Annotated in this window: 4 protein-coding genes; all 4 read right to left on the reverse strand. The window is 69.4% G+C overall.

Features of this window, described 5'->3' with window-relative positions; all coding sequences use genetic code 11:
* Nucleotides 1–2: 2 nt before the first annotated feature.
* Entirely contained in the window at nt 3–443 is a 441-nt protein-coding gene (locus tag ABZ260_RS49085) for a DUF4158 domain-containing protein (protein ID WP_355632293.1), read from the reverse strand.
* Nucleotides 444–479: 36 nt separating this feature from the next.
* Nucleotides 480–1,487 carry an NAD(P)-dependent alcohol dehydrogenase gene (locus ABZ260_RS49090; RefSeq protein WP_355632295.1) on the reverse strand — a complete coding sequence of 336 codons (1,008 nt, stop codon included), beginning with the start codon at nt 1,485–1,487 and terminating at the stop codon, nt 480–482.
* Nucleotides 1,488–1,594: 107 nt separating this feature from the next.
* Nucleotides 1,595–2,260 (reverse strand): response regulator transcription factor, encoded by a 666-nt coding sequence (locus ABZ260_RS49095; RefSeq protein WP_355632298.1) that lies wholly within the window; start codon nt 2,258–2,260, stop codon nt 1,595–1,597.
* Nucleotides 2,257–3,137, reverse strand: an 881-nt coding sequence (locus tag ABZ260_RS49100; protein ID WP_355632301.1) for a sensor histidine kinase, incomplete at its 5' end; no start/stop codon positions are given. The genes ABZ260_RS49095 and ABZ260_RS49100, both read right to left, overlap by 4 nt.

Raw genomic sequence — 3,137 nt, forward strand, 5'->3', positions numbered from 1 at the left:
GCCTATGCCACCTTGGAGGCATGGGCGCCGGAGATGTGGGTGAAGTCGGCCGGCAGGCCGGTGCGGTCGAAGACCTCCAGCAGCAGCTCGGGGAAGTCCAGCCGGGGCACCATGTCATCGAGCAGCGAGCGCAGCTCCTTCATCAGCGGCGGCTCCTCGGCCGCGCCGAGCTTCTCCAACTGCAGCCGTCCGCCGACGAACTGCACCGCGGTATTGGCGCCGATCCCGTCCAGCACCCGGGCGGCCAGATGGTCGCGGACCTCCTGCTCGCGTTCGGAGAACTCCGACAGCTCCAGCAGATCCCTGATCTCCCAGGCATGCTCGTAGGCGATCTTCGGCCGGATCAGGTACTCCGGCGCGCACACCGGGTCGACGCCGAGCTGCTCGGCTCCGATTTCCGGCGCATTCCGGTTGCCCCTGCTGGTCGCGAGCCTCGTCCTCATTGGCCGTCCGTCCCCGAACATGGACCATACGTCTGGCTACACGGTGATGACGATCTTTCCTTGGGCCCTGCCCCCGGTCAGACGGCGGATGGCCTCGGGGACCTCGCCCAGCGGGTACGTCCGGTCGATGACCGGCGTGAGCTGCCCTGTTTCCAGGAGCCCCGCCAGGACGGCCATCGAGTCCTTCCTGCTCGGCATCGACGAGTTCGGCTTCGGCAGTTGCCTCCGGAACACGGAGAGCGCCATCAGCTTGAAGAAGTGCGGCAGGCTTCCCAGCCAGCGGCCACCCACGTCCCCGAAGCGATCGTGCCCGATGAGCAGGTATGTCCCCTCGGGCATGAGGGCGTGCCGGCAGTCCGAAAACGAGTGGTTCCCGGGAATGTCGAAGATCAGGTCGTAGCGCTCACCACTCCGGGTGAAGTCCTCCCGGGTGTGGTCGATGACACGGTCCGCGCCGAGCGAACGCACCATGTCCAGCTTCGCCTTGTCATCGACGCCGGTCACCGTCGCCCCGTACGCTTTGGCGAGTTGTACGGCGAAGGACCCCACGCCGCCGCCGGCACCGTTGATCAGCACACTTTGGCCTGGCCGCAGCCGTCCCTCCGGAAGGTTCTGCAGGGCGATGAGTCCGGAGGTGGGTACGGCCGCGGCCTGCTCGAAGGTGACGTTGCCGGGCTTCGAGGCCAGGGCGTCCTGTGAGACGGACACGTACTCGGCGAAGGCGCCGCCGTTTCTCCACTGGTTGCCATGGATGGTCTCGCCGAACACCTCGTCCCCCGGTTGGAACCGCGTCACGTTCTTGCCCACCGATTCCACGCTGCCGGCCATATCCGTTCCCGGAACGCGGTTCCTCGGTCTGAGCAGTCCGGCTCCCATCAGACGTAGGACGTACGGTCGGCCACTCACGACGTGCCAGACATCCGGGTGGACGGAAGCCGCGCGAACCCGTACCAGCACCTCGTCTTCCTTGACCACCGGCTTGTCGATCTCTCGAAGTTCGAGGACCTCGGGTGAGCCGTATGCGTCCTGGACAACCGCCTTCATGAGGGTCTCCCGCGCCGTCGCGACACTGCGGCAATTCACGACATCATACGTCGCGGCCTCATCGACCCGAGGAGCCGATTTCCCGGCCGATCAGGGAGACGCGCGGTTCAGCGACCGGCTCCCGGGACGACGTGCCCCGACTCGTAGGCGAAGACGACGAGTTGCGCGCGGTCGCGGGCGCCGAGCTTGCTCATCGTCCTGCTGACGTGCGTCTTGACCGTGGCGTGGCTGATGACCAGATGGGTGGCGATCTCCTCGTTGGACATGCCGGCCGCCACCAGCGACAGGACCTCGCGCTCCCGCTCGGTCAGGCGCTCCAGCCCCGGACCGGCCACCGGGCGCGGCGGCGTGGAGACGTACTCCTCGATCAGCCGCCGGGTGACGGACGGCGAAAGCAGCGCGTCGCCCCAGGCGGCCACCCGTACCGACTGCAGCAGTTCGGCGGGCTCGATGTCCTTGAGCAGGAATCCACTGGCTCCCGCGCGCAGGGCGGCGAAGACGTACTCGTCGAGGGCGTAGTTGGTGAGGATCACCACCCGGACTTCGTCGAGCTCGGGATCCTCGCCGATCCTGCGGGTGGCCTGTATCCCGTCGAGCAGCGGCATCCGCACGTCCAGCAGCGTGACGTCCGGCAGCAGCCGCCGGGTCAGCTCGACGGCCTCCACCCCGTTGCCCGCCTCGCCGACCACGACGATGTCGTCGGCGAGTTCGAGCAGGGCCCGGAAACCGGCGCGCATCAGCGCCTGGTCGTCGGCCAGCAGCACCCGGATCACGACTGCCCGGCCAGCGGCAGCTCGGCGCGGACGGCGAACCCGTGCCGGTCGCGCGGTCCGGCGGTGAGCGAGCCGCCGACGGCCACCGCGCGCTCGCGCATCCCGATCAGGCCCATCCCGTGCTCCACGGTGCCCGTGCCGGACTCACCGTCGTCCTCGACGTGTACCACGATCATGGCGGGATGGTATTCCAGCGTCAGCGCGATCGACGCGCGCCCGGCGTGGCGCAGCACGTTGGTGAACGCCTCCTGCGTGATGCGGTAGGCCGCCCGGTCGACGTCCGGGGGAAGCTCCCGTGGCACTCCCACGGTGGTGGACCTCACCGGCAGCCCCGCCGCCTCGGCCCTGGCCACCAGCCTCGGCAGACGGGCCAGCCCCGTCTCGGGACCGTCCGGCTCCGCCTGCCGCAGCACCCCCAGCGTGGCGCGCAGTTCCCGCATCGCCTCGTGTCCCGAGTCCTTGATCGCGACCAGCGCCTCGCGGGCCCGTTCGGGCTTTCGATCCAGCAGCTCCAGGGCGACCGCCACCTGGACGTTGATCACCGAGATGCTGTGGGTGAGCGTGTCGTGCAGTTCCTGGGCGATCCACAGCCGTTCCTCTCCCGCCCGGCGCAGCGCGGCCTCCTCACGGGTGCGCTCGGCCTCGGCCGCACGCCGCTCGACCTCCCGCACGGAGGCGCGGCGGTTCCTGACGACCTCTCCGATGACCACCATCGCCACCAGCCACCCGCTGAGCAGGTTGAACCCGTCGCCGGGCTCGGGGTCGAAGTCGGACAACGCGATGGGGCCGTAGACGCCTGCGGCCAGCGCCACGGCGAGCGAGACGGCCAGCCTGCGGCGGCCGAGGGTCGCCGCCGTGTAGATCGCCGTCAACGCGG

The organism is Streptosporangium sp. NPDC006013, assembly GCF_040614275.1.
GTDB lineage: Bacteria > Actinomycetota > Actinomycetes > Streptosporangiales > Streptosporangiaceae > Streptosporangium.